Origin of the sequence: Dyella caseinilytica (assembly GCF_016865235.1) — a bacterium.
GTDB classification, from domain to species: domain Bacteria; phylum Pseudomonadota; class Gammaproteobacteria; order Xanthomonadales; family Rhodanobacteraceae; genus Dyella_B; species Dyella_B caseinilytica.
Genome location: NZ_CP064030.1, coordinates 2,479,995 through 2,501,261 on the forward strand (window position 1 = coordinate 2,479,995; position 21,267 = coordinate 2,501,261).

At 60.3% G+C, this 21,267-nt stretch carries 17 protein-coding genes; 8 read left to right on the plus strand and 9 right to left on the minus strand.

Annotated features, from left to right (window positions below; all coding sequences use genetic code 11):
• Window positions 1-33: 33 nt before the first annotated feature.
• Both serC and ISN74_RS10720 read right to left on the minus strand, forming a co-directional pair.
• The gene (gene serC, locus ISN74_RS10715) at window positions 34-1,119 is read right to left on the minus strand and encodes a 3-phosphoserine/phosphohydroxythreonine transaminase (protein ID WP_188799305.1); all 1,086 of its coding nucleotides are present in this window, start codon (window positions 1,117-1,119) and stop codon (window positions 34-36) included.
• A gap of 90 nt (window positions 1,120-1,209) precedes the next feature.
• Window positions 1,210-1,980, minus strand: a complete 771-nt coding sequence (locus tag ISN74_RS10720) for an FHA domain-containing protein (protein WP_188799306.1) — start codon at window positions 1,978-1,980, stop codon at window positions 1,210-1,212.
• A gap of 100 nt (window positions 1,981-2,080) precedes the next feature.
• Here ISN74_RS10720 and ISN74_RS10725 point away from each other — a divergent pair, with 100 nt between their 5' ends.
• Complete coding sequence (locus tag ISN74_RS10725) at window positions 2,081-2,359, plus strand: polyhydroxyalkanoic acid system family protein (protein WP_188799307.1); 279 nt, start codon at window positions 2,081-2,083, stop codon at window positions 2,357-2,359.
• A 244-nt stretch (window positions 2,360-2,603) separates the two neighbouring features.
• Entirely contained in the window at window positions 2,604-2,822 is a 219-nt protein-coding gene (infA, locus tag ISN74_RS10730) for a translation initiation factor IF-1 (protein ID WP_115476254.1), read from the plus strand.
• A 192-nt stretch (window positions 2,823-3,014) separates the two neighbouring features.
• On the opposite strand, the gene clpA is transcribed toward infA, so the two are convergent.
• Window positions 3,015-5,285 carry an ATP-dependent Clp protease ATP-binding subunit ClpA gene (gene clpA, locus ISN74_RS10735; protein WP_188799308.1) on the minus strand — a complete coding sequence of 757 codons (2,271 nt, stop codon included), beginning with the start codon at window positions 5,283-5,285 and terminating at the stop codon, window positions 3,015-3,017.
• 120 nt (window positions 5,286-5,405) lie between these two features.
• Window positions 5,406-5,735, minus strand: coding sequence for an ATP-dependent Clp protease adapter ClpS (gene clpS / locus ISN74_RS10740; protein ID WP_188799309.1), 330 nt, complete (start codon window positions 5,733-5,735; stop codon window positions 5,406-5,408).
• Between the two features lie 420 nt (window positions 5,736-6,155).
• Here clpS and ISN74_RS10745 point away from each other — a divergent pair, with 420 nt between their 5' ends.
• From ISN74_RS10745 to hflD, 3 genes are read left to right on the plus strand one after another with little or no spacing between them, the layout of a single operon-like run.
• Window positions 6,156-6,647 carry an NUDIX hydrolase gene (locus ISN74_RS10745; protein WP_188799310.1) on the plus strand — a complete coding sequence of 164 codons (492 nt, stop codon included), beginning with the start codon at window positions 6,156-6,158 and terminating at the stop codon, window positions 6,645-6,647.
• Complete coding sequence (gene mnmA / locus ISN74_RS10750; RefSeq protein ID WP_188799311.1) at window positions 6,644-7,771, plus strand: tRNA 2-thiouridine(34) synthase MnmA; 1,128 nt, start codon at window positions 6,644-6,646, stop codon at window positions 7,769-7,771. Before ISN74_RS10745 ends, mnmA begins: the two co-directional genes overlap by 4 nt.
• Window positions 7,772-7,781: 10 nt before the next feature.
• A complete protein-coding gene (hflD, locus tag ISN74_RS10755) occupies window positions 7,782-8,405 on the plus strand; it encodes a high frequency lysogenization protein HflD (protein ID WP_188799613.1) in 624 nt (207 codons plus the stop codon).
• A gap of 24 nt (window positions 8,406-8,429) precedes the next feature.
• On the opposite strand, the gene ISN74_RS10760 is transcribed toward hflD, so the two are convergent.
• The 3 genes from ISN74_RS10760 to acnB form a co-directional block, all read right to left on the minus strand.
• On the minus strand, window positions 8,430-9,713 hold the full coding sequence (locus tag ISN74_RS10760) for an NAD(P)/FAD-dependent oxidoreductase (protein WP_188799312.1): 1,284 nt from the start codon (window positions 9,711-9,713) through the stop codon (window positions 8,430-8,432).
• A 145-nt stretch (window positions 9,714-9,858) separates the two neighbouring features.
• Window positions 9,859-10,761: a LysR family transcriptional regulator gene (locus ISN74_RS10765; RefSeq protein ID WP_188799313.1), complete on the minus strand. Its 903-nt coding sequence runs from the start codon at window positions 10,759-10,761 to the stop codon at window positions 9,859-9,861.
• A gap of 112 nt (window positions 10,762-10,873) precedes the next feature.
• Entirely contained in the window at window positions 10,874-13,465 is a 2,592-nt protein-coding gene (gene acnB, locus ISN74_RS10770) for a bifunctional aconitate hydratase 2/2-methylisocitrate dehydratase (protein ID WP_188799314.1), read from the minus strand.
• 432 nt (window positions 13,466-13,897) lie between these two features.
• Here acnB and acnA point away from each other — a divergent pair, with 432 nt between their 5' ends.
• Window positions 13,898-16,645, plus strand: a complete 2,748-nt coding sequence (gene acnA / locus ISN74_RS10775) for an aconitate hydratase AcnA (RefSeq protein WP_188799315.1) — start codon at window positions 13,898-13,900, stop codon at window positions 16,643-16,645.
• Window positions 16,646-16,713: 68 nt separating this feature from the next.
• Here acnA and ISN74_RS10780 read toward each other — a convergent pair whose 3' ends face one another.
• Window positions 16,714-17,151 carry a hypothetical protein gene (locus ISN74_RS10780; RefSeq protein ID WP_188799316.1) on the minus strand — a complete coding sequence of 146 codons (438 nt, stop codon included), beginning with the start codon at window positions 17,149-17,151 and terminating at the stop codon, window positions 16,714-16,716.
• Between the two features lie 137 nt (window positions 17,152-17,288).
• Here ISN74_RS10780 and ISN74_RS10785 point away from each other — a divergent pair, with 137 nt between their 5' ends.
• Window positions 17,289-18,974 (plus strand): AMP-binding protein, encoded by a 1,686-nt coding sequence (locus ISN74_RS10785; protein WP_188799317.1) that lies wholly within the window; start codon window positions 17,289-17,291, stop codon window positions 18,972-18,974.
• 100 nt (window positions 18,975-19,074) lie between these two features.
• Here the strand turns inward: ISN74_RS10785 and ISN74_RS10790 are convergent, their stop codons facing one another.
• Window positions 19,075-19,446, minus strand: a complete 372-nt coding sequence (locus ISN74_RS10790) for a PilZ domain-containing protein (protein WP_188799318.1) — start codon at window positions 19,444-19,446, stop codon at window positions 19,075-19,077.
• A 970-nt stretch (window positions 19,447-20,416) separates the two neighbouring features.
• Here ISN74_RS10790 and ISN74_RS10795 point away from each other — a divergent pair.
• Window positions 20,417-21,265 (plus strand): segregation and condensation protein A, encoded by an 849-nt coding sequence (locus ISN74_RS10795; protein WP_229679231.1) that lies wholly within the window; start codon window positions 20,417-20,419, stop codon window positions 21,263-21,265.
• Window positions 21,266-21,267: the final 2 nt, after the last annotated feature.

Genomic DNA, 21,267 nt, shown 5'->3' on the forward strand with positions numbered 1-21,267 from the left:
AGATGTCTGAAAACCGGCACATAGTGCCTGAAATCACGGATGCCGGCGAGCAAAGTCGTGCATGAAGGCCACCAGCGTCTGCACCGCTTCCAGCGGTACGGCGTTGTACAGCGAGGCGCGCATGCCGCCCAGCGCCTTGTGTCCCTTCAGCGCCAACAAACCGGCCGCTTCCGATTCCTGCAGGAATGCGGCGTCGAGCGCACTGTCGTGCAGCGTGAAGGGCACATTCATACGCGAGCGCACGGCCGGATCGATGGGATTGCGATAGAAACCGCCGGAGCCGTCGATGGTCGCATAGAGCAAGCTGGCCTTTTGGCGGTTGCATTCGGCCATTGCGGACAATCCACCGTTCTCCTTCAGCCATTGGAAGGTCAGTCCGGCGAGATACCAGCCCCAGGTGTTAGGTGTGTTGAGCATGGAATCGTTGGCGGCGTGTTCCGCATAACGGAAGATGCGGGCCATCGGGCGGCCGGGCCGGGCCAGCAAATCACGGCGAACGATGATCACGACCAGGCCGGAGGGTCCGATATTTTTCTGCGCGCCTGCGTAGATCAAACCGAAGCGGCTGACATCGATGGGGCCCGACAGAATGTCGGATGACATGTCGGCCACCAAAGGAACGCCGCCGACATCCGGAATATCCTGAAACTCCACGCCGTGAATGGTTTCGTTGGTTGCAATGTGTACGTAGGCGGCGGACGGATCCAGCTTCCACGTCTCGCGCGCGGGCATGCGCAGATAGTTATCGGACTTGCTGCTTGCCGCCACATTGACACGCACATAGGGTGCTGCTTCGCTGGCGGCCTTTTCACTCCAGTGACCCGTGAGGATGTAATCGGCACTGTCGCCTTCGCTCGCCAGGTTCATCGGAATCTGCGCGAAGTGCTGAGTCGCTCCGCCCTGTTCGAACAGCACGGCGTAATCGGGCGGAATGCCCATCAGTTGGCGCAAGTCGGCTTCCACTTGCTCAGCCATGGCGATAAAACGCTTGCCGCGATGAGATTGCTCCATCACCGATGCGCCACTGCCGTTCCAATCCAGCAGTTCGCGCTGCGCGCGCTCAAGCACCGGCAAAGGCAACGCCGCCGGACCTGCACTGAAATTCCATACCCTGCTCACGCACCGGTTCCCCGTCATGGATGATCGATGCATTATGCCGCGCCGCAGCAACACATCGTCAACGGGATCCGTGTAAATGCCTCGGATTTGTCAGAAGTGCAGCAGCAGCATCAAGGCAATGCCCAGGGCCAGCACGGCTGCAGTCACGATCAGCCACCAGACTTCACCGCGCGGGCCAGCGGTATCTTCCGGCAAAGGCTCAGGCTTGGGCTCGGGAATCACGATTTCCGGCTCAGGCTCCAGCCCTGGCGCATCGATCAGGAAACGGTGCATGCCGATGCCGATCTGGTCACCGGGCAGCAGCACGGTCTGCTGGACGGCGATACCGTTGACGCGAGCCGGGTAGCGGCCATCGATCATCTGTTCGGTTTCCATGCAAAGTCGTCCGTCGCGCCAAAAGATCGTAAGCGTGACGATTTCGCCTTGCGGAAGATCCAGTGGTGCCCTGCCCTTTGGCCCGAGTTCCAGACGCTCATCCAATGGCAACACCTGGCCGGACAACGGTCCGGCAACAGCGCGCAGCGCCACTGTTGAGCGTTCCAATTCCGGCATCGGCGTGGATGTGCGGTTGGCAGGATCCTCGTCCGCGCAGAGCTGCATGCGGCAATCACCGACGCTCAGCACGTCGCCGGGACGCAGGATCGCCCGCTCACGGACCGGGCGGGCATTCACATAGACCCGGGTGGTTTCCGGCAACACTTCGAGCACCCAGCCACGGCGGTCAAGACGGATAAGCAAGTGGTGCGGCGCAGCCTGACTCGCCGCCAAAATCAGATCATTGCCGGGGTCGCTGCCGATGCGCAGGACCGCCTGGTTCCATTGGAAACCTGCCCGGTTGGAATGGGGAAACTCAATGCGCATGAAATGACCGACGGCGTGACGGCGCGACTCTAACAGAAGCGTAGGAACTATCGGCAGGGATTACGCTTTATCATGCGCAGCTCGTTTTCTGAGATTCACCATGGCAAGCATCGATATCCGTCGCCCGCACCGTCTTCCCCTGTCCGACGCCCACGCTCTGATCGATAAGGTCGCCGCGCGCATGCGCGAGAAATTCGAGGTGAAGACGCAATGGCAGAACAACGATGTACTGGCTTTTGAGCGCTCAGGCATCAACGGCAAAATTGCTATTGGCGACGATGAAATCCATGTGAGCGCCCAGCTCGGCATGCTGTTTTCCCCACTCAAGGGCATGATCGAGCAGGAAATAAGGCGCAAGCTGGACGAGCACTTCGCCTAAGGTCATGCGCCTGCTCAAGCTCGGAGTGTGCCCAGGAAACGTTCCGCCCCTAGCTCGACCCCAAAATGCCGAGCTGGGGTTCAGCACTCCCTGGTTGCCGATTCGCAGACATGAATGCCCCCATCGAGAGGTGGAGAAGGCTCGAGTAAGCGTCATTCTCCTTAACACTTCTTTGACCGGGCCCCGATCCGTGGCATAATCGACGGCTTACGCGGCCATGGTGGCCTGCGCGAATCCGGAACGCATGGCCAAAGACGACGTCATTGAAATGGAAGGCACGGTGGTGGAAACCCTGCCTAACACCATGTTTCGTGTGCAGCTGGAAAACGGCCACATCGTGATCGCCCATATCTCGGGCCGCATGCGCAAACATTACATTCGCATCCTGACGGGCGACAAGGTGAAGGTGGAAATGACGCCTTACGACCTCACCAAGGGCCGCATCACCTACCGCATGAAATAACTTTGGTTGCAGCGCGTGCCGCGCTGACCATGAAAAAGCCGCGCGGTGCGCGGCTTTTTTCGTCTTGTCGATTTAGCCATTCCTGGCCTCGGATCTACATTTGTCCGTCACCCCGGCGAAGGCCGGGACGACGGACAACATTGACAGCCAGACAGAAGTTCACGACTGACCAGCTTTCCCGATGGTTGCGTCTCAGGACACCGCCGCCGGCATCGGTTCGGCTGCCTCAGTATTCACCTGTAGCTCGCCATCGCGCACGCTCAGCATCACCTTGCCACCCTCGGCCAACTTGCCGAACAGCAGTTCGTCGGCCAGCGAGCGCTTGACCTTCTCCTGAATCACGCGGGCCATCGGGCGGGCACCCATCTGCGGGTCGAAACCGTGCTCGGCCAGCCAACGGCGAGCGTCGGCATCGACATCCAGGCTGACATGCTTCTCACTGAGCTGCGATTCCAGCTCGATCAGGAACTTGTCGACCACGCGCAAGATATGGTCGAAGTCCAGCGCATTGAACTGGATGATCGCATCCAGACGATTGCGGAACTCCGGCGTGAAGCTGCGGCGAATCACTTCCATCGCGTCCATCGAATGGTTCTGCTTGACGAAGCCAATGCCACGGCGTGAAGCCTGCTGTGCACCGGCGTTGGTGGTCATCACCACGATCACATTCTTGAAGTTGGCTTCGCGGCCGTTGGTGTCGGTAAGCACGCCACGATCCATTACCTGCAGCAGGATGTTGAACACATCCGGATGCGCCTTCTCGATTTCGTCCAGCAACAACACGGCGTGCGGGTGCTTGGTGACGGCCTCGGTAAGCAGACCGCCCTGGTCGAAGCCAACGTAGCCTGGAGGTGCGCCAACCAGGCGCGAGACGGAATGCGCTTCCATGTACTCGGACATGTCAAAGCGGATCATCTCGATGCCCAATTGCATCGCTAATTGCTTGGTGACCTCGGTCTTGCCCACGCCGGTGGGGCCGGCCAGCAGGAAGCAACCGATCGGCTTGGACGGATCGGCCAGACCCGAGCGCGCCATCTTGATAGATGCAGCAAGCGCTTCGATCGCCGCATCCTGACCAAACACCACCATCTTGAGGTTACGTTCCAGGTTCTTGAGCACGTCACGGTCAGAGGCCGAAACCTGCTTGGCCGGGATGCGCGCCATCTTGGCGACGATGTATTCGACTTCAGGCACATCAACCTTGCCGGTGCGCTGATCGACCGGCAGCAGGCGCTGACGCGCACCGGCCTCATCGATCACGTCGATGGCCTTGTCCGGCAGCAAACGATCCGGAATGTGCTTGACGGACAGATCCACCGCCGCCTTCAGCGCTTCCACCGTATAGGTGACGCCGTGATGCTCCTCGAAGCGTGACTTCAGACCCTTCAGGATTTCCAGGCTATCGGCCACGCTCGGCTCGACCACGTCGATCTTCTGGAAGCGACGGGCCAGCGCACGGTCCTTCTCGAAAATGCCGCGAAATTCCTGGAAAGTGGTCGAACCGATGCAGCGCAGCTCGCCCGAGGCCAGCATCGGCTTGATCAGGTTGCTGGCATCCATGGTGCCGCCAGAGGCGGAACCCGCGCCGATGATGGTGTGAATCTCGTCGATGAAGAGAATCGCACCGGGCTGCTTCTTCAGCTGATTGATCACCGCCTTGAGGCGCTTCTCAAAATCGCCGCGATACTTGGTGCCAGCCACCAGTGCGCCGAGATCCAGCGCCCAAATGGTGGCGTTTTCCAGCACCTCGGGCACTTCGCCATCCACGATGCGCTTGGCCAGGCCTTCAGCCAGGGCGGTCTTGCCCACGCCGGCCTCGCCGACATAGAGCGGGTTGTTCTTGCGGCGACGGCACAGCACCTGAACGGTGCGCTCGATCTCGTCCTGGCGACCGATCAGCGGATCGATCTTGCCTTCCAGCGCCAGCTCGTTGAGGTTGGAGGCGTATTCGCTGAGCGGATTGCCCTTGCCCTCGCCACCTTCCTCGGCTTCCCGGTCAGCGCCGGACATGCCCGGGGACGGCTCGTCGCCAATTTTGGCAATGCCGTGCGAGATGTAGTTGACCACGTCCAGCCGCGTGATTTCCTGCTGATGCAGGAAGTACACGGCGTGCGAATCCTTCTCACCGAAGATCGCCACCAGCACGTTGGCACCGGTGACTTCCTTACGGCCGGAAGACTGCACGTGGTACACCGCGCGTTGCAGCACGCGCTGGAACCCGAGCGTGGGCTGGGTATCGCGCTCGTCGCCGTGCGGCAGTACCGGCACGGTCTCGGCGATGATTTTTTCCAGCTCATGGGTGAGTCGCGGAAGATCCGCGCCGCAGGCTCGCAGGGCGCCCAGCGCCGACTGGTTCTCGGTGAGGGCGAGCAACAGGTGCTCGACCGTCATGAACTCATGGCGTTGTTCGCGGGCCTGCTTGTAGCACTGGCCGATGGTGACTTCGAGATCCTTGCTGAACATCCGGACCTACTCCGCTGCGATGGTGGGGCGGCTCTACCGCGTTGGATGCAAAATGGGGGCCAAAAACGCCTGATCAATATCTACACATAACGGCTGTCATGCAGAAATGTTGAACAGATTTCAAACCTTTTCCATTGTGCATAACAGAGGATGCTGGTTGGCACGTGAATACTCGTTCACCTGCGTGACTTTGGTTTCAGCCACCTCGCGGGTAAACACCCCGCACACGCCCTTACCGCGGGTGTGTACGTGCAACATGATCTGTACGGCTTTTTCCTGGTCCATCCCGAAGAAACTGCGCAATACCTCGACTACAAAGTCCATCGGTGTGAAATCGTCGTTCAGCAGCAACACCTGAAACAGCGGGGGGCGCGCTACTTCAGGCTTGGATACTTCAACGGCAAGACCATGTCCACCGTTGTGTTGTTCTTGTTCGGATTCGTTCGCCATGCTTGTAAGGATGCTCTGATCAATTCTGCGTAGGTGTCACCGGTTCTGTCCGTTCGCAGGCCACAGGACCATCGGCGAAGGCAGACTGGTCGTCTGTCGAGACGATGGACCGAAGGTATGCGGACGGACAGAACCGGTCCCACATACAAATTTTAAATGATGGGGTGATGTCCAGAAGGCTCTCACGCCGTGCCGCGCGGCTTGAAAAGGCGCCCGGCTTTCCCTGTGCCGCGCAACAAACCCTGAGAGCCTTCTGGACATCATGCCACCCACACAGAATTGATCAGAGCATCCTTTCGGGTTTGCGTTTGCTCAAGTGCAGTATACGCCCAGGCGAACGATCCTCCTCGACGGCCGCACTTGAGGTAATGGCACAATAACGCCATTTCCAGTACCTCCTTTGGGCCAAATTGACCCCTGATGACAGAAGCTGACAGTTCCAGTAACGACGTGTGGCGCCCTCACGTCACCGTCGCGTGCGTGGTTGCCGATGGCGACCGCTACCTTATGGTGGAAGAGGAAGTTAACGGCCAAGTCGCCTACAACCAGCCAGCCGGCCATCTGGACGATTGCGAGAGCCTGCTGCAGGCCGCCGTGCGCGAGACGCGCGAGGAGACCGGCTGGACCGTCGCCCTCACCCACCTGATCGGTATCCATCAGTGGCGCAGCAAGGAACATGGCGATGTGGTGCTGCGTTTCAGCTTCGCCGCCAAACCTTTAAGCCATGATCCTCAGCAACCACTGGATACTGGCATCCGCCGGGCACTGTGGCTCACTCGCGGTGAGATTGCCGGCCTTGGCGACCATCTGCGCAGCCCGATGGTGCTGATGAGCATCGATGACTGGCTGGCCGGCCAGCGCCTGCCCCTGTCGCTCGTCGCCAATCTGATGCCAGGCGGTGGGCAGCCATGAAGGTGATGCTCGGCATCTCCGGCGGCGTCGATTCATCGGTCGCCGCGCTGCTTCTGCAACGGGCCGGTTACGAGGTTGAAGGTCTGTTCATGCAGAACTGGGAGGAGGACGACCGCAGCGGGCCATGTACCGCCGACGCGGACCGCAAGGACGCCGTGGCCGTCTGCGGGCGGCTGGGCATGCCCTTCCACGCCCGAAATTTCGCTGCCGAGTATTGGGACGGCGTGTTCGAGCACTTCCTGGCTGAGTACCGCGCCGGCCGTACGCCCAATCCGGATGTGCTCTGCAACCGCGAGATCAAGTTCAAGACCTTCCTGGACGAAGCCCGCGCCCTGGGCGCGGAGAAGATCGCCACCGGCCATTACGCCCGGGTCGACTGCCTGGATGGTCGCTACCGCCTGCTGCGCGCCGTGGATAACAGCAAAGACCAGACCTACTTTCTGCACGCGCTCGGGCAGCAACAGCTGTCTGCGACCTTGTTCCCGGTAGGTGACATCGAGAAATCCCGCGTACGCGAGATGGCTCGCGAAGCCGCCCTGCCTACACACGCCAAGAAGGACTCCACCGGCATCTGCTTTATCGGCGAGCGCGATTTTCGGCAATTTCTGACCCAATACATCCCTGCCCGCCCTGGCGAGATGCGCAGCCCCGACGGACAGCTCATCGGCGAGCATCAGGGCGTGATGTATTACACCCTGGGGCAACGCAACGGCTTGGGCATTGGCGGCCGTCAGCATGCCGGCGGCGAGCCCTGGTACGTGGTCGGCAAGGATGTCGCAGCCAATGTGCTGTTCGTAGCCCAAGGCGGCGAAAACCGGTGGTTGCACTCGCAACGGCTGGTTGCCGAATCGCCGACCTGGACGGCTGGCGCACCGCCCGCATCCGAATTTCGCTGCACCGCCAAGACCCGCTACCGCCAACATGATCAGGCCTGTGTCGTGTCTATCCACGACAATCAGGTGGAGGTGCATTTCGACCAGCCACAGCGCGCCGTCACCCCAGGTCAATCCGTGGTGTTCTACGCCGGCGACGAATGCCTGGGTGGCGCAGTGATCGCCGCTACGGATGCCGCCTATGGCGGTCTGCCACAAAATGAAATAACAAGAGTGACGCAGCGTGTTTGAAACTTTTGCCATCAATGAGGAACGTGTCCTGGCGCTGGCCGGTCTGTTCCAGGCCTCTGCCATCGCCCATCAGCTGGCGAACGAAGGCCGTTGCGACGACTTGGCGCTGGACGCCAGCCTTGCCAGCGTGTTTCGCATCGATGCGCCATCGGTGATTGGCGTGTATGGCAACGTATCAGGCTTACGTGTCGGCCTGCGCACCCTGATCGGGCAACTGGACGAAAACAGCCGCGACATAGCAGTCACGCGTATGGTGGTGACCGTCATGCGCCTGGAGCGCAGCCTGGCGCATCACAAGGATCTGCTCGACGAACTGCAACAAGGCATCGTGTCAGCCAAGCGGCAAGTTGACCATTTTGGCTTGAATTCGCCGCAGGTTTTCAGCCGCTTGGCCGAACTTTACGCAGGTACGCTTTCGACGTTGCGCCCACGCGTAATGGTCACCGGCAATCCGCAGTGGTTACAGCAACCGGTGCTGGTCGAGCGGGTGCGGGCAAGCCTGCTGGCTGCCGTGCGCTCAGCGGTGCTGTGGCGGCAGATCGGCGGACGGCAATGGCAGCTGCTGTTCCATCGACGCCAGTGCAGCATGCTGGCTCGCGGATTGCTGACAGGTACTACGCTCGATAATCGCTAACTGGTGGTAGGTCGGGTCCCTGCATCAGTGCAGTTTGAGCAACGGACGCGTGTTTTTGGCGATAAATCCACCGATCATCAGTCGCGTGGTGCGCCAGCGACCATACAACGCCGATTGATGCATCCGATACAACGACGCATAGAAAAAATGCGCCACCCAGCCTTCGATCACGCGGTTGCCCAGCAGACTGCCGAAGGTGTTGTAGGAGGCGAGCGACACGAGCGAGCCGTGATCGTGATACTGAAAATCCAGCAATGGCTTCCCTTCAAGCCGCAAGGCGATGTTCTTCGCCAGCAACTCGGCTTGCTGGTGTGCGGCTTGCGCACGTGGTGGCGTGTTGCCGACAGCGCCATCGCCTAGCGGACAAGACGCGCAATCACCCAAGGCAAAGATGTCCTCATCGCGGGTCGTCTGCAGCGTGGATCGTACCAACAGCTGATTGATGTGATTGCTTTCCAGGCCATCAAGATCGTGGAGGAATTCCGGAGCACGAATGCCTGCCGCCCATACCATCATGTCGGCGTCGATCTTGTTGCCCTGCGCGTCGAAAAGGCATCCCGTCTCGACACGTTTCACCGCCGTACCGGTCAACACACGAATGCCAAGCTTATTACGCAGCTCCTTTTCCACCGAGAGTCCAATCTGTTCGGGCAAGGCGGGGAGCAGGCGCGGTCCTGCTTCGATCAGCGTGATATCCAGATCCTCAAGTGGGCCACGCTGGTGGTGATATTGCGCGAGCTTGCGATTGGCGTCGCACAACTCTGCGCTGAGTTCCACGCCAGTGGCTCCACCACCGATCACTGCTACACGCAGCTTATGTGAGCGCCCTTCGGCGACGGCGGCCAAGCGGCGCTCCAGCATTTCCCTGCGTAAGCGCTCAGCGTCATGACGCGAATCGAGGAAGATGCAGTGCTCGCGCACGCCGGGTGTACCGAAATCGTTGCACACGCTGCCTACGGCCATTACCAATGTGTCGTAACGCACCTCGGTTGGCGGCACGTCATCCGGTGCATAAAGGCCCTTCCATCCTGCCAATTGGATGATGTGACGACGCCGATCCAGACCCGTCATGCGCCCGTAGATGAATTCGAAATGATTCCACTTGGCCTGCGCAAGATAGCTGAGCTCATCGTTGGCAGCATCCAGCGAACCGGCCGCCACTTCATGCAGCAGCGGCTTCCAGATATGCGTGAGATTGGCATCGATCAGCGTGATTTTGGCGCGCCCACCACGTCCAAGCGTCTTGCCCAGCTTGGTCGCCAGTTCGAGACCACCAGCGCCGCCTCCAACAATAACAACGCGATGCATCGAGCGCTTATTCCTTGGCCAACGTAATGACTATTCCGATCGGTGATCTGCCTGGAACATCCTGCATAGACGACCCAGCAGACCCATGGCGGTTATACCGAATGGGCGGCGTTGCAATGCGTCATTGTACGAAATGCCACATCAATCAGTCATCGCCGATCAACTTGAGCCCGGGACGCTGCTGCGCCAACTTGCGCAGCAAGCCGGCAAAAACTTCCAGATCGTCGTGCCACGGTGAAGCTTCGCGCCAATACAGTGCGATATCGCGCCCGGGTATTTGCTGACCTTTGATCTTAGCCAGCGCAATGTTCGGCATCGATGCCAGGCGATCGTGCGCAAGCGCCGGCACCAGCGCATGCCCCCCACGCAACGTCACCAGCGCAGCCAGACTCTCCAGGCTCACATCCTGTACATAGCCCTCGCCATCGGCATGGCTTTCCGCCATGAAAATCGCTTCACCGGTCTTCAACTGATCAAGTGAAATGGTGCGCTTACCTGCCAGAGGATGATCGGCACGCAGCAGCACTTCCCAAGGCTCGAAGAACAACGGCTGCATGCTGATGCCACTCACTGCCGTCGCCGGTGGTGCAAGCACCGCATCCAGCTCGCCTTCATGCAGGCGACGCAGCAAGCCGCGCGGCTTACCTTCCGAAAGACTGAGGCGCGCACCGGGGAAGTGTTGCGGAAATGGTGCAATCAGATGCGGCAGCAGATAAGGACCGAGCGTCGCCAGCACGCCCAGCCGCAATTCGCCGCCGAAAGCGGTTTCTCCCGCACGCGCAGCCTGTTGCAGATGATCGGCGGCCAACAACACCGCATCGATCTGTTCCAACAAACGCTGCCCACCTGCCGTAGGAACCACACGCCGGCCACCGCGCTCAAACAAAGGCGTGCCCAGCGCCTGCTCTACTTTCTGCACCTGATGCGACAAACCGGACGGGCTGATGTGCATGGCCCGCGCCGCGCTGTTGAAGCTGCCGTGACGGTGCACGGCCTGCACCAGGATAAGGTCGCGGAGCGAGACTGCCGATAAGTGAGTCGAAATCATCCGTGTGCCTGTGGCTATCGCTTTACGCACAGCATAAACGACGAAGCCCGGCGCGAGGCCGGGCTTCGTTCTATCTATAGCCCTTCTCCCGAAGGGAGAAGGGAAAAAGCGCTCAGGCTTCGACCGTATCAGCGACGTCCTTGAAGTCCTTGATCTTGTCGAAGTTCATGTAGCGATAGATCTTGTCGCCATTGGCGTTGATTACGCCGATGGCAGCCATGTACTCCTGCTTGGTCGGGATGCGGCCCAGACGCGAGCAGATGGCGGCCAGTTCAGCCGAACCCAGGTACACGTTGGTGTTCTTGCCCAGGCGGTTCGGGAAGTTGCGGGTGCTGGTGGACATCACCGTCGCGCCTTCGCGTACCTGCGCCTGGTTGCCCATGCACAACGAGCAGCCCGGCATTTCCATACGCGCACCAGCCGTGCCGAGTACGCCGTAATGGCCTTCCTCGGTGAGCTGCTGCTGATCCATCTTGGTCGGCGGAGCGACCCACAGACGGGTCGGGATATCGCGCTTACCTTCCAGCAGCTTCGAGGCTGCGCGGAAGTGACCAATATTCGTCATGCACGAACCGATGAACACTTCGTCGATCTTGGCGCCGGCCACGTCGGAAAGTGTCTTCACATCGTCCGGATCGTTCGGGCAGGCGACGATCGGCTCATGCACGTCGGCCAGATCGATGTCGATCACGGCGGCGTATTCGGCATCGGCATCCGGCTCAAGCAGCTGCGGATTGGCCAGCCACTCCTCCATCTTCTTGATGCGGCGCTGCAGGCTGCGGACATCCTGGTAGCCCTGGGCGATCATGTACTTCAGCAGCGTGATGTTGCTGTTGAGGTATTCGATGATCGGCGCCTTGTCCAGACGCACGGTGCAGCCGGCGGCGGAACGCTCGGCCGATGCGTCGGACAGTTCGAACGCCTGCTCCACCTTCAAGTTAGGCAGACCTTCGATTTCCAGGATACGGCCAGAGAAGATGTTCTTCTTGCCTTGCTTGGCGACGGTCAGCAGCCCCTGCTTGATGGCGTAAAGCGGAATCGCGTTGACGAGGTCACGCAAAGTGACGCCCGGCTGCAGTTCGCCCTTGAAGCGGACGAGCACGGATTCGGGCATATCCAGCGGCATCACGCCGGTAGCAGCGGCAAAGGCCACCAGACCCGAGCCGGCCGGGAACGAAATGCCGATCGGGAAACGGGTGTGGCTGTCGCCGCCGGTGCCAACGGTGTCGGGCAACAGCATGCGGTTGAGCCAGGAGTGGATCACGCCGTCGCCCGGACGCAGACTGATGCCGCCGCGGGTAGAGATAAACGCGGGCAGTTCATGGTGGGTCTTTACGTCCACCGGCTTGGGATAGGCCGCGGTGTGGCAAAACGACTGCATCACCAGATCGGCCGAGAAGCCCAGGCAGGCCAGATCCTTCAGCTCATCGCGGGTCATCGGGCCGGTGGTGTCCTGCGAACCGACCGAGGTCATCTTCGGCTCGCAATAGGTGCCCGGACGCATGCCCTTGCCTTCCGGCAAACCGCAGGCGCGACCGACCATCTTCTGCGCGAGGGTATAACCCTTGCCGGTGTCGGCCGGGTTTTGCGGCAGGCGGAACAGCGTAGACGGCGCCAGGCCCAGCGCTTCACGGGCCTTGGCGGTAAGGCCGCGACCGATGATCAGCGGAATGCGCCCACCGGCGCGCACTTCGTCGAACAGCACGTCGGATTTCACCTGGAACTCGGCGATCACCTGGCCATTCTTCAGCGCCTTGCCTTCATAGGGACGCAGCTCGACCACGTCACCCATGTCCATCTTGGACACGTCGAGTTCGATCGGCAGTGCGCCGGCATCTTCCATCGTGTTGTAGAAGATCGGGGCGATCTTGCTGCCCAGGCACACGCCACCGAAGCGCTTGTTGGGGATGAACGGGATGTTTTCGCCGGTCCACCACAGCACGGAGTTGGTGGCGGACTTACGGCTGGAGCCGGTGCCGACCACGTCACCCACATAAGCCACCAGGTGACCCTGCTTGGCGAGATCCTGGATCTGCTGGATCGGACCGCGCTTACCGTCTTCTTCCGGCTGGAACGGTGCACCTTCGCGCTTGTTCTTCAGCATGGCCAGCGCGTGCAGCGGGATGTCCGGGCGCGTGGTGGCGTCGGGTGCAGGTGACAGGTCGTCGGTATTGGTTTCGCCCGGCACCTTGAACACGGTGATGGTGAGGCTCTGCGGCACTTCCGGGCGGCTGGTGAACCATTCGGCATCGGCCCAGCTCTGCAGCACGGCCTTGGCGTTGGCATTGCCCTTGTCGGCCTTATCCTTCACGTCGTGGAAGGAATCGAACATCAACAGCGTTTTCTTCAGCGCTTCGGCCGCAATCGCGCCGACCTGCGCATCATCCAGTAGCTCGATCAGCGGATGGATGTTGTAGCCACCCAGCATGGTACCCAGCAGCTCGGTCGCCTTCTCGCGGCTGATCAAGGTGCACTTCTCGGTGCCAAAGGCCACAGCGGCCAGGTAGGAGGCCTTGACCTTGGCAGCGTCGTCCACGCCAGCCGGCACGCGGTTGGTGATGAGGTCAACCAGGAACGCTTCTTCGCCAGCAGGCGGGTTCTTCAGCAGTTCGATCAGGTCGGCGGTCTGCTGAGCCGACAGTGGCAGCGGGGGGATACCCAGCGCGGCGCGCTCGGCGACGTGTTGGCGGTAGGCGTTGAGCATGTGATCTCGTCCTGTGGCTGGTTGTTTTGCTCCTCTCCCTGCGAGCAGGGGGAAGTCGGGAGGGGTGAGGCCCTTGCGGGAAACTTGTAGGCAAGTGCCTGCCCCCTCCCAACCCTCCCCCGCGAGCAGAGGAGGGAGCTAGTGCATGGCTTGCGGGAGCAAATCGCGATGAAAGCGGTTCTGTCAGCCCGCTATTTTGCCAGCCGTCCCATAAACCCAGCAACGAAAACGTGTTTCCGGCAGCATTCGAAATCTTGCAATGCAAACGTCGCGAAATGGCTCGATAGTGGGTTGCGGCCCCTTCGATTTGTCCCAAACTTTGCGACATCCCCACGATGGACCAGAACCTCCTTGCAATTCCCCTAACGTTGGCTGGTCTAGCATTGCCCTGCTAACGCGCCCGTCCGATTTCACGCAACAGGAGTTATTCCCATGCTGGATTCATTCGCCACCCGCGACACCGTCAACGTCAACGGCAGCTCGTACCAGATCGCCAGCCTGACCAAGCTTGGCCAGCACTTCAACATCAAGCGCCTGCCCTACTCGATGAAGATCCTGCTGGAGAACCTGTTGCGCCACGAAGATGGCGTAAATGTCACCAAGAAGGAAATCGAAGCCGTCGCCAACTGGAACGCGAAGGCCGAACCGGATACCGAAATCTCCTTCATGCCGGCCCGCGTGGTGCTGCAGGATTTCACCGGCGTACCTTGCGTGGTGGATCTGGCCGCGATGCGCGATGCGGTCGTGAAGCTGGGCGGTGATGCCAAGCAGATCAATCCGCTGGCGCCGGCGGAACTGGTGATCGACCATTCCGTGCAAGTTGACGTGTACGGTTCTGAATCCGCGCTGGAGAAAAACGTCGAGATCGAGTTCCATCGCAATCAGGAACGCTACTCATTCCTGCGCTGGGGCCAGAAGGCGTTCAACAATTTCAAAGTCGTGCCGCCGCGCACTGGCATCGTGCATCAGGTGAATCTGGAACATCTGGCACGTGTGGTGTTTGCGAGTGAGAAGGATGGCCAGAAATGGCTTTACCCGGACACCGTGTTCGGCACTGACTCACACACCACCATGATCAACGGTATCGGCGTGCTGGGCTGGGGTGTCGGCGGCATCGAGGCGGAAGCGGCCATGCTGGGCCAACCCTCATCGATGCTGATTCCGCAAGTGGTGGGCTTCAAGCTCACCGGCAAGCTTTCCGAAGGCGTCACGGCCACCGACCTGGTGCTCACCGTCACCCAGATGCTGCGCAAGCTCGGCGTGGTGGGCAAGTTCGTGGAATTCTTCGGTGATGGCCTCAAACACCTGCCGCTCGCTGACCGCGCCACCATCGGCAACATGGCGCCCGAGTACGGCGCGACCTGCGGCATCTTCCCGATCGATCAGGAAGCGCTGAATTACCTGCATCTGTCTGGCCGCAGCGAAGATCAGATCAAGCTGGTCGAAGCCTATGCCAAGGCACAAGGCCTGTGGCACGACGAAAACACGCCGGCGGCTGAATTCACCACCACGCTGGAACTCAACCTGGCCGACGTGAAGCCGTCGCTGGCCGGTCCCAAGCGCCCGCAGGATCGCGTGTTGCTCGAAGGTGTCCAGAAGAGCTTCCTCGACGCGGTGGGGCCCCTCACCGCCAACCGCAAGACGAAAAATGGCGATGCGGCTAGCTTCACCAATGAGGGAGGCTCCACCGCCATCGGCAACCCTGCCAACGACATTACTGACTCGGGCGTCCGCGTGGAAAAGGACGGCGAAAGCTTCAAGCTCGGTGACGGTTCGGTGGTGATTGCCGCCATCACATCCTGCACCAATACTTCCAACCCGGCCGTGATGCTCGGCGCCGGTCTGCTGGCGAAAAAAGCCGCTGCAAAAGGTCTTAAGGCCAAACCGTGGGTGAAGACCTCGATCGGCCCGGGTTCGCTGGTGGTCACCGATTATCTGGAAAAGACTGGCCTGTTGAAGGAGCTGGAGAAAGTCGGCTTCTATATCGTCGGCTATGGCTGCACCACTTGCATCGGCAACTCTGGGCCACTGCCGGCCGAGATCAGCCAAGGCATTGCTGAAGGTGATCTCGCTGTCGCATCGGTGCTGTCTGGCAACCGCAACTTCGAAGGCCGCGTGCATCCGGAAGTGAAGATGAACTATCTCGCCTCGCCGCCGCTGGTCGTGGCTTATGCCCTGGCCGGCACGCTGGACGTCGACCTGACCAAGGATCCCATCGGCCAAGGCAGCGACGGCAAGCCGGTCTATCTGAAAGACATCTGGCCGAGCAACAAAGAAATCTCGGATGTCATCGCCGGCGCCATCAATCCGCAGATGTTCGAGAAGAACTATGCCGATGTATTCAAGGGTGACAGCCGCTGGAACAACATCGCTTCACCGGATGGCTCGGTCTACAAGTGGGACGATTCCACCTACATCAAGAACCCGCCCTACTTCGACGGCATGACGATGGAGACGGGCAAGATCGAAGATATCCACGGTGCGCGCGTGCTGGGTCTCTTCGGCGATTCGATCACGACCGACCACATCTCGCCGGCCGGTTCGATCAAGAAGGACAGCCCCGCGGGCCGCTTCCTGATCTCCAAGGGTGTGGAACCTAAGGACTTCAACTCTTACGGTTCACGCCGTGGCAATGATGACGTGATGGTGCGTGGCACCTTCGCCAATATTCGCATCAAGAACCTGATGCTGGACGGCGTGGAGGGCGGATACACGCTCTATGTGCCGAGCGGCGAGCAGATGGCTATCTATGATGCGGCGATGAAGTACAAGGCCGGCAAGACGCCGCTGATCGTGGTTGCCGGCAAGGAATACGGCACCGGCTCCTCGCGCGACTGGGCCGCCAAAGGCACCTTGCTGCTGGGGGTGAAGGCGGTCATCGCGGAGAGCTTCGAGCGCATCCATCGCTCCAACCTAGTCGGCATGGGCGTGCTGCCGCTGCAGTTCAAGGACGGCGAGAACGCCAAATCCCTGGGGCTCACCGGTAAGGAAACCTTCGAGATCACCGGACTGAAAGATGGTGAGTCGAAGGAAGCCACCGTGATCGCGAAGGGCGATGGTGGCGAAAAGAAGTTCACGGTGAAGGTGCTACTGCTCACGCCAAAGGAACGCGAGTTCTTCCGTCACGGCGGCATTCTGCAGTATGTGTTGCGTCAGTTGGCGAGCAAGAAAGCCGCCTGATGCGTTAAGCCCCTCTCCCCAAGGGAGAGGGGCTCACGTGTTGCTGTATCCCCCACGCAGCCCAAACGTCACAGCTGCTGCGTCCACGTCGCCTCGTAGCATCGCCAATCGTGCCCTTCCCTGCGCCACGCCGTTTCCACCTTGTACACACCGATCTGCGAGGGAAACACCTTGCCGCCACGGGTCAGGGTGACGGTGAAGCTGGCGACGTAACGCTCGCCGCGCGGCTCTATGTCCACCGGCCCGAGCATCGCATGCAGCGTTTCACCGCGAAAACTTGCCAGGCGCAGCAGGTTGCCGATGTCCTGACGGCGCATCGTACCGTCGTCGCCATCGAAATCATCCGTAAGCTGGCTGAGCAGTGCCGATGCATCCACCTTCTCAGTGGCCTGAGTCGCGGCGTCGATGGACTGCCGGATCAACACGTCATCCGGGGCGCGATGGCAATCCGCCAGAACCAGCACCAGCGCGATAATCCAGTATGCAAATGGGAGCGTCCGTTTCATGAATTACCTGACAGAAATCTCGTTGCAACGCGGCTTGCCGCTATACGCGCGCGTATGCTCCAATGCCTCGCCCGCATGATGCACGATGCCCGCTATCGTCACCATCGGCATGTCACTAATGGAGGTTGGGATCGAACATGAGCAATCAGCGTCCTTGGCTGAATCACTACCCGGCTGGCGTATCCGCAGAAATCGATATCAATCAATACGCCTCAGTCACCGCGGTGGTGGAAGAAGCATTTGAGCGCTTCGGCCAGCGCCCCGCCTTCCATAGCTTCGGCAAGCAACTTACGTACGCGGAAGTCGACAAGCTCAGCCGCGACTTTGCCGGCTACCTCACGGGCGAGCTGAAACTGGTCAAAGGCGATCGCATCGCGATCATGATGCCCAACTGCCTGCAATACCCGATCGCGCTATTCGGTGCACTGCGCGCCGGCCTGACAGTGGTCAATACCAACCCGATGTACACCGCGCGTGAGCTCAAGCATCAGCTTGAGGATTCCGGCGCCAAGGCGATCCTGGTGCTGGACAATTTCGCTGCCACCTTGCAACAGGTGGTGGCCGAGACCGAGGTCAAGCACATCATCACCACCGGCATCGGCGACCTGCTGGGCGCCAAGGGTGCCGTGATGAACCTGGTGGTCAAGCACGTCAAGAAGATGGTGCCTCCTTTCCATCTGCCACATGCTGTGCGCTTCAACGATGCCTTGTCCCGTGGCGCGCGTCACTCGTTGACGAAGCCTGTGATCGGTCACGATGACATCGCCTTCCTGCAATACACCGGCGGTACGACCGGTGTCGCCAAGGGCGCGATGCTGACCCACGGCAACATGGTCGCGAACATGCTGCAGGCAGGCATGTGGATCGGCGCGAATCTCAAGGAAGGCCAGGAAGTCGTCATCACCGCGCTGCCGCTGTATCACATCTTCTCGTTGACGGCGAACGGCCTGGTGTTCATGCGCCTGGGCGGTCTGAGCTGGCTGATTACCAATCCGCGCGACATGCCGGCCTTCGTCAAGGAACTGCGCAAGTCAGGCTTCACCGCACTGACTGGCGTCAACACCTTGTTCAACGGCCTGCTCAACACACCAGGCTTCAGCGAGCTGGATTTTTCCAAGCTGCGCCTGAGCCTTGGTGGCGGCATGGCGGTGCAACGCGCTGTCGCGGAACGCTGGAAGAAAGTCACCGGCTGCACGCTGGCGGAAGCTTACGGTCTTACCGAGGCATCGCCGGCCGTGTGCATCAATCCACTGGATCTGAAGGATTACAACGGCTCCATCGGCCTGCCGATTCCGTCCACCGATATCGCCATCTGGTCCGAAGACGGTCAAGCATTGCCGCAGGGTGATGTGGGCGAACTGATGGTGCACGGCCCGCAGGTGATGAAGGGGTATTGGCAGCGTCCGGATGAAACGGTGAAGGTGCTGACGCCGGACGGCTGGCTGCATACCGGCGATATCGCCAGGATCGACGAGAACGGTTACGTCTATATCGTCGACCGCAAGAAAGACATGATCCTGGTGTCCGGCTTCAACGTGTACCCGAACGAGATCGAGGACATCGTGATGAAGCATCCGGGCGTCGCGGAAGTCGCAGCCATTGGCATTACCGACGAGCACTCCGGCGAAGCCGTGAAGCTGTTCGTGGTGCGCAAGGATCCGACCCTGACGGTGGAACAGCTCAAGGAGTTCTGCCGCGAGAACCTTACTGGCTACAAGCGTCCGAGGGTGATCGAATTCCGCGATGCGTTACCCAAGAGCAATGTGGGCAAGATCCTCCGGCGCGAGCTGCGGGATGAGAAGAAGCAGGCGGTCGCCGGTTAACGGGAATCGGGAATCGGGAATCGGGAATCGGGAATCGGGAATCGGGAAAGCATAGCGATTAGCGCTTTTTACTTTCCCGATTGACGACTCGCGATTCCCGCTATTCGTTGTGCCACATCTCAAGGATATCGGCGTAACCACCCAGCAGGTTCCATAGCGGCACCTGCTTGTCTTCCGGAATGCGCGTGTAGGCAAAACCGATATGCCGCTCCGACACGCGGGCGACCTTCGCCTCCAGATGGATGTGCAGGTCCTCACCGAAGATCATATCCAGCACCCAACTCTCACCAGCCTTGCCGTTCCATTGGCTCGGACGGCGCAGCAGCACGCCGGTGGCAGAGATGTCGATCAGATCGGTGGGATGCGATTCGTCGCCGTGACTCATCAGCACCGTGGTCTTGATGCGCATGCGCGCCGGGCGCAGATGCTCTTTATCGGAACCATCCATGGCGTCGTCACCCATTGTGGTCATACCTTTTTATCTCCCCGCACAGCATCCCCGCCACACGCCCAGATCCGACCTGCTGGCAACGAAGCCTGTGCCTTCCCGCGACACGTCCCTCTGTGCCCGTCAGCACCGGCCCATTCGTGCCGATGTCCCCCGGATAGCCCCGTATGATGAAGCAAGCGACATGCCACTGCTACAACTACATTGCAGCTATCTGTGTGACGTGTTTCAGACGACACTGGCGACGCTATAGGTCACATGCTGCCGTGGCGGTTCATTTACCCCATGTGCCATACAGGTGACTCAGGAGGGCGCGGCTCGCACTGGTGCAGCAGGGATTGGTAAACCCCATTCCGGCCCCTCCCCTACACTCCGAAGCAGTGCCCGTGGACTTCTTAGGAAGGGAGGCTGCCGTGCAGGGATGGGGGATCCCTCGCTGCATAAGCATTCTTTAAAGCTTCACATGCCCTTACGGAAGCTGAAGCGCTTACTGGACATGCCGCCATACTGCAGTTAATCTGTAACCCGCGTGTGGAGCCATACATGGATGGCCGCCGGGAGCCCCGGTAGGGATGGCCTCCACCCGATGTACCCAGCCGACCTTTACGAATCGCGGGCGACGCCAGCGGCGTTACGCATGATTCCGGCCTGATCGTTTTCAGCGATATCGCCCGGCATCCAGCGACCGCACACCTGACCGAACCGCATCGTGTGGCTTCATCGGGGTTTGATATTGGCGGGAAAGCCGCATCTCCCGGCTGGGCATCGTGCAGATTGAGTGGCTTCATTGGGGGCGCCTCAGCAATCGAAGGCATCCCAGGCATGAATCTTGGTTCGATCGCGCATCGAAAAAAGGTTTTGATCGTCAACAGAACGAATCGCCAGCCCGAATCGGGCGGCCTAATGACATGCATTGATGAGCACTGAGTCAACCGAGTCTCAGCCGGTACAAGCAACGCACGATGCGTTTGCTGGGGTTCCGCAGCAGCAGGAAATGCCGCTCGCCGTCGTGCGCGGTGAGCCGATTCTGCAGATGCCGCAGGACCTCTACATTCCTCCAGATGCGCTGGAAGTTTTTCTGGAGGCGTTCGAAGGACCGCTGGATCTGCTGCTTTACCTGATTCGCCGGCAGAACCTCGACATCCTCGATATTCCGATTGCCGAAATCACCCGGCAATATATGGAATACATCGACATGATGCGCGACGTGATGCGCCTGGAACTGGCGGCGGAATACCTGCTGATGGCCGCGATCCTGGGTGAGATCAAATCGCGGTTGCTATTACCGAGGCCGCCCACGGAAGAAGGCTTGGAAGAAGATCCGCGTGCCGAACTGGTGCGCCGCCTGCAGGAATACGAGCGCTTCAAGAGGGCAGCCGAGGACATTGATGCCCTGCCGCGCCTGGAACGCGACACGGCCGTTGTGCAGGCTGATACCGGCGAGCGCAGTGTGGTGAAGCTGCCGCCGCCGCTGGATCTGAAGGAAATGCTGCTGGCCCTCAAGGATGTGCTGCACCGGGCCGAACTGTTCGGGCATCACGCCATCAAGCGCGAGGCGCTGAGTGTGCGCCAACGCATGGGCGAATTGCTGAGCCGCCTGGAAGGCGATCAGTTCTACCGTTTTGAGAACCTGTTTGATGTAAGCGAAGGACGCCTGGGCGTGGTGGTCACCTTCCTGGCCATGCTGGAGCTGGCCAAGGAGTTCCTGATCAACATTGTGCAGGAGGAACCGCTGGCACCGATTTACGTGAAGGCCAATGCCGGTTCGGCCCGCGAAGAAGCCGAGCTCACCGCCAGCGACAACGCCTTCGAAGAACAAAACGCCGCGTTTGGCACCGAATAAGC

What these genes read in the sequence shown, in the direction of transcription:
- ISN74_RS10765 (WP_188799313.1), bottom strand. Translation starts at nt 10,761, where the DNA reads ATGATTTCGACTCACTTATCGGCAGTCTCGCTCCGCGACCTTATCCTG.
- ISN74_RS10790 (WP_188799318.1), bottom strand. Translation starts at nt 19,446, where the DNA reads ATGACCACAATGGGTGACGACGCCATGGATGGTTCCGATAAAGAGCAT.
- ISN74_RS10780 (WP_188799316.1), bottom strand. Translation starts at nt 17,151, where the DNA reads ATGAAACGGACGCTCCCATTTGCATACTGGATTATCGCGCTGGTGCTG.
- ISN74_RS10795 (WP_229679231.1), top strand. Translation starts at nt 20,417, where the DNA reads ATGCCGCTCGCCGTCGTGCGCGGTGAGCCGATTCTGCAGATGCCGCAG.
- acnA (WP_188799315.1), top strand. Translation starts at nt 13,898, where the DNA reads ATGCTGGATTCATTCGCCACCCGCGACACCGTCAACGTCAACGGCAGC.
- ISN74_RS10725 (WP_188799307.1), top strand. Translation starts at nt 2,081, where the DNA reads ATGGCAAGCATCGATATCCGTCGCCCGCACCGTCTTCCCCTGTCCGAC.
- ISN74_RS10760 (WP_188799312.1), bottom strand. Translation starts at nt 9,713, where the DNA reads ATGCATCGCGTTGTTATTGTTGGAGGCGGCGCTGGTGGTCTCGAACTG.
- clpA (WP_188799308.1), bottom strand. Translation starts at nt 5,285, where the DNA reads ATGTTCAGCAAGGATCTCGAAGTCACCATCGGCCAGTGCTACAAGCAG.
- ISN74_RS10785 (WP_188799317.1), top strand. Translation starts at nt 17,289, where the DNA reads ATGAGCAATCAGCGTCCTTGGCTGAATCACTACCCGGCTGGCGTATCC.
- mnmA (WP_188799311.1), top strand. Translation starts at nt 6,644, where the DNA reads ATGAAGGTGATGCTCGGCATCTCCGGCGGCGTCGATTCATCGGTCGCC.
- ISN74_RS10745 (WP_188799310.1), top strand. Translation starts at nt 6,156, where the DNA reads ATGACAGAAGCTGACAGTTCCAGTAACGACGTGTGGCGCCCTCACGTC.
- infA (WP_115476254.1), top strand. Translation starts at nt 2,604, where the DNA reads ATGGCCAAAGACGACGTCATTGAAATGGAAGGCACGGTGGTGGAAACC.
- acnB (WP_188799314.1), bottom strand. Translation starts at nt 13,465, where the DNA reads ATGCTCAACGCCTACCGCCAACACGTCGCCGAGCGCGCCGCGCTGGGT.
- clpS (WP_188799309.1), bottom strand. Translation starts at nt 5,735, where the DNA reads ATGGCGAACGAATCCGAACAAGAACAACACAACGGTGGACATGGTCTT.
- ISN74_RS10720 (WP_188799306.1), bottom strand. Translation starts at nt 1,980, where the DNA reads ATGCGCATTGAGTTTCCCCATTCCAACCGGGCAGGTTTCCAATGGAAC.